This is a genomic window from Acidibrevibacterium sp. (genome assembly GCF_049965395.1).
Lineage (GTDB): Bacteria > Pseudomonadota > Alphaproteobacteria > Acetobacterales > Acetobacteraceae > Acidibrevibacterium > Acidibrevibacterium fodinaquatile.
In genome coordinates this window covers 1-2,827 of record NZ_JBMFWJ010000100.1, presented here as the reverse complement: position 1 = coordinate 2,827, position 2,827 = coordinate 1, and the positions used below count along the sequence as shown (strand labels likewise).

The 2,827-nt window shown below is 61.3% G+C and carries 3 protein-coding genes; all 3 read right to left on the bottom strand.

Annotated features, from left to right (window positions below):
- Positions 1–127 precede the first annotated feature (127 nt).
- A complete protein-coding gene (arsA, locus tag ACP5M5_RS14585) occupies positions 128–1,885 on the bottom strand; it encodes an arsenical pump-driving ATPase (protein WP_427938565.1) in 1,758 nt (585 codons plus the stop codon).
- A 9-nt stretch (positions 1,886–1,894) separates the two neighbouring features.
- Positions 1,895–2,272 (bottom strand): arsenite efflux transporter metallochaperone ArsD, encoded by a 378-nt coding sequence (gene arsD / locus ACP5M5_RS14580; protein ID WP_427938564.1) that lies wholly within the window; start codon positions 2,270–2,272, stop codon positions 1,895–1,897.
- A gap of 90 nt (positions 2,273–2,362) precedes the next feature.
- On the bottom strand, positions 2,363–2,692 hold the full coding sequence (locus ACP5M5_RS14575; RefSeq protein ID WP_427938562.1) for an ArsR/SmtB family transcription factor: 330 nt from the start codon (positions 2,690–2,692) through the stop codon (positions 2,363–2,365).
- Positions 2,693–2,827 lie beyond the last annotated feature (135 nt).

The window sequence follows — 2,827 nt, the reverse complement described above, 5'->3', positions numbered from 1 at the left end:
AATTACCGCGCTAGATCAGCGGGTTGTGGTTTTCGACGGAGGAAGTTCAGCTTAGGCGGCATATCTGGTTACCCAGTGATCGGAATGAGAGTCATCAAGGTCACGAAGGAGTATGACGGGATCTCTATTATTGCCCGGCCAGTGCCAGCAGACGCATAACCCCGACCGGTTCCTCGTTCTGAACCGGCACAAGAAAGACGCGCCTGGCGTGCTCCATTCTGACGGAGGTGATCTGAGCGCGTTCATAGGCGGCGCGCCGCTTCAGCAGCGGTGATCGAGTATCGCTCGCAGCTAGGCTGTTGTTGATCAACCACGCCCACGGCTCAATACCGGCGCGCCGCAGATCCGCTTGCAAGCGCGTCGCCTCCAGAACCGGGGTGGTCTCGGCCAACGTCACGATCATGATTTTGGTGCGCGCGGGATCCTGCAACTGCATCATTGGCGTCGTGAAATGCGTCTTCCCCTGGAGGTGGCGGGCGACCTCTCGGTGATAGGCCCCGGTCGCGTCGAGCAGCAGCAGCGTATGACCGGTGGGCGCGGTATCCATAACCACGAATTTCTTGTCGGCCTCACGAATAACGTGAGAAAAAGCCTGAAATACCGCGATCTCTTCGGTGCAAGGCGAGCGCAGATCCTCCTCCAGCATCGCGCGCCCCGCGGCATCAAGGTTCTTGCCCTTGGTTGCCAGCACATGCTGCCGATAGCGCTCGGTTTCGGCGCGCGGATCGATACGGCTGACCTCGAGATTGTCCAGCGATCCCGCAAGCGTGTCGGACAAATGGGCGGCGGGGTCGGAGGTGCTCAGGTGGACGGGCCAGCCGCGTTTAGCAAGCCCGACGGCCACCGCCGCCGCCAATGTGGTTTTGCCGACGCCCCCCTTTCCCATCATCATGATCAAGCCATGGCCATTGGCGCTCAGTTCATCGACAAGAGCCGCGAGGCCGGGCAAATCAGCCCCGGCATCCGCACTACTCGAAGCCGCCGGAAGTGATGGCTCCGTGCCGCTGAAAAAGTTCTTTAAGGCCGCGAGGCCGACGAGATTGAATGGCTTGAGCGGCAAATAGTCGGTTGGCAATCGAAGCAATACCGCCGGCATTGCCGCAAGGGCGGCCTGTTCGTGGCGACGGAGAGCGTCGGCCAGCGCATCGTGCGCGGCCTCCTCCTCCGCCGGCAAAATGCCGTTGATGACGAGATATTGCCTGGACAAGCCGAGTTCGGCGAGTTCCGCATGCGTGCGGGCGGCCTCGTCGAGGGTGGATTTTTGCGCACGCGCCACCAGCACCAGCCGCGTGCGTGCTGGGTCCGATAACGCCGCGACCGCCGCCGCGTAGCGCTGCCGCTGCTTGTCGAGACCCGCGAGCGGCCCCAGGCACGAGGCCCCCTCCGGGTTGGTGGCGATAAAGCCACTCCAGGCGCCCGGCAGTTGCAATAGACGAATGGTATGGCCTGTAGGCGCCGTGTCGAACACGATGTGGTCGTAGGATCGAAGCAGGTCGGCATCCGTCAGCACCGCAGTGAATTCGTCGAAGGCAGCGATTTCGGTGGTGCAGGCGCCGGACAATTGCTCCTCAATGCCCCTAACAACATCGGCGGGAAGGGCATCGCGGACCGGATCAAGCACGCGCGCGCGATATTGTCGCGCTGCCGCCTGCGGGTCGATCTCCAACGCCGCGAGGCCACGCACCCCATCAATCGGCGTGATCTTATCGCCAATGCTTTGGCAGAACACCTGCGCGACGTTGGACGCCGGATCCGTGCTGACCAGCAAAACTCGTTTACCCTCCAGGGCAAGGTGAACGGCCGTGGCGCAAGAGAGCGATGTTTTGCCGACCCCGCCTTTGCCGGTAAAAAAAACAAACCTCGGCGCATCCATCAGGAACTGCATGGCACCCTCTCAGCAGCAATCGCCAGCCGGGCCGCAACAGCCGCGCGCGGCAGGCGGCTCGGCGGCTTGCGCTTCGGCTGCCATTCCCAGCCAACGCGCGAGTTCAGCGCGCTGCGGGTAGCGCCCCACCAAGGCAATTTGGCCATTCACCAAGATCAACGGCAAGGCGCTCTGCCCGGAACGGTCCAGAATGCCCTTGACCGTGGCGTTATTGACAAAAACCATAGGTTGCTGGCCGAGATTGAACCGCTCGACTTTCGCGCCTTGCTGCCTGGCCCACGCCAGATCAGCGGCGATGGCTATCAGTTGCGGATCAACATCGACGCCGCACACGCCCGTGCTGCAGCATAGTGCGGGATCGAACACCTGGATGTCGGTGGCTTCCATTGCTTTACTCCTTGATGATCTACTATCGTCGAAAGACGATAGTTCTGGATGTAACTTTGGCAGGTCTCTCATTTTCCCTTCCACGGCGTTCTATGAGCGAGGTTTTGGCTTTTCGACGCCAGTCATCTTGTCGAGGAACCGCTGCAACGGCGCGAGGGCGGCGGGGTTGAGCGAGTAGCAGACACGTGGCCGCTCGATCTCACCGGTGATGATCCCGGCCGCTTTCAAAATGCGCAAATGCTCCGACGTGGTGGACTGAGCCAGTCCGATTTCCTCAACGATGTCGCAGCCAACACAGGTTTGCCGCGCCGCCAGCATGCGGATGATGGCAATCCGCGCCGGATGCGAGAGCGCCTTGGCGAGAACCGCCAAAACTACCAAGTCTTCGATTGGCTCGGCGCGCGGGGCGAAAGCTGCCATTAGTCTCGTCACCTTTGGCTATCGACGAATACCGATATAAACCCCACCTCTGGGCTTTGCAAGACCGCCCGCTGCCCAAGAAGCGACATTTCCCTCAAGACTCCCCTCATTTTCACACCGCCCCGAACGTCTCGG

What these genes read in the sequence shown, in the direction of transcription:
- arsA (WP_427938565.1), bottom strand. Translation starts at nt 1,885, where the DNA reads ATGCAGTTCCTGATGGATGCGCCGAGGTTTGTTTTTTTTACCGGCAAA.
- arsD (WP_427938564.1), bottom strand. Translation starts at nt 2,272, where the DNA reads ATGGAAGCCACCGACATCCAGGTGTTCGATCCCGCACTATGCTGCAGC.
- ACP5M5_RS14575 (WP_427938562.1), bottom strand. Translation starts at nt 2,692, where the DNA reads ATGGCAGCTTTCGCCCCGCGCGCCGAGCCAATCGAAGACTTGGTAGTT.